Origin of the sequence: Pararhodobacter sp. SW119 (assembly GCF_017811755.1) — a bacterium.
GTDB lineage: Bacteria > Pseudomonadota > Alphaproteobacteria > Rhodobacterales > Rhodobacteraceae > Pararhodobacter.
Genome location: NZ_JADDJF010000156.1, coordinates 1 through 1195 on the forward strand (window position 1 = coordinate 1; position 1195 = coordinate 1195).

General features: G+C 63.5%; 1 protein-coding gene. It reads right to left on the reverse strand.

Translation table 11 applies throughout. From position 1 onward, the window contains the following. Positions 1-275 precede the first annotated feature (275 nt). On the reverse strand, positions 276-1195 hold a 920-nt coding region (locus IM708_RS21010; RefSeq protein WP_209428495.1), incomplete at its 5' end, for an IS110 family transposase.

A 1195-nucleotide genomic window follows, 5' to 3' on the forward strand; every position in this document is an offset into this window, starting at 1 on the left:
CTTCTTTGGTTGCCGCCCGTGATGCAAGAGGCCTGTGACCCTATTGGCGTGTGATCGAGTGCGCACTTCTTTCAGGCCTACATTATGCGGCATTTCCAGAAGCCGCTGGCCAATATGGTGATCTGCGGATCGGGTCCAAATCTTCGGGCCGAGCTTTTCGCTCTGAGTTCGACCATGGTTTTCCCAATCCAGATCTGTTCGATCAATGCGCCCATTCAGGTCGTCGACTTCTCACACCCCCTTGGTACCGACATTGGTTGCTTACGACATGTAGATCATGCAGCCACCAGCGCCGGATCTCGGTAATCCTCGTTCTTGGTCAGCATCGCCCAGATCTGCCGCGCCATCCGGTTGGCCAGCGCGATCCCGACCAGCATCTTCGGCTTGCGCGCTAGCTTCCGTCCGATCCAGCTCTCGGCCGGGACCTTGTGGCGCGCGCGGCCTGTGATCCGCGACATCGCGCCGATGATCAGGAGCCGCCGGATGTCGGCTTGGCCCGCCTTCGATATCCGCCCGAGCCGTGCCTTGCCGCCGGTCGAGTGCTGGCGTGGCACAAGCCCCAGCCAGGCCGCAAAGTCCCGGCCACTCTTGAACTCTACCATGTCGGGGGCGAAGGCCTCAACCGCCAGCGCGGTCAGGGGGCCGACACCGGGCATCGTCTGCAGGCGTCGCGCTGTGTCAGTCTCGGCCGCGAGCGCCTTCAAGGCCTTGGTCTTCGCCTCTATCCTCTCCGTTTTCTCTGCAATCTGCACCAGCAGGTCCTGGCACTCCGCGGTGACAAGGGCGGGCAAATCGCAGTCGGGATCCTCCACGACCGCCGCGATGCGCTTCACGTGGCAGAGGCCGATGGGGAACACATGACCATATTCGTAGAGCACGGCCCGCAGCGCGTTCACGAGTTCTGTGCGCTGGTGGACCAGCCGTTCGCGACCGCGGAACAGTACCGCCCTGGCCTGCTGCTCTGCCGTCTTCGGCTCGACGAAGCGCATCTCGGGCTGGCGCGCCGCGATCACGATCGCCTCGGCATCGGCGGCATCGTTCTTCTGCCGCTTTACAAAGGGCCGAACGTATTGCGGTGCAATCAGCCGCACCTCGTGCCCGAGTGCCGTCATCTCCCGCGCCCAATAGCTCGCGCTGGGGCAGGCCTCGAACACCACCAGACAGGCGGGCTGTGCCGCCATGAATGCCCGGAACT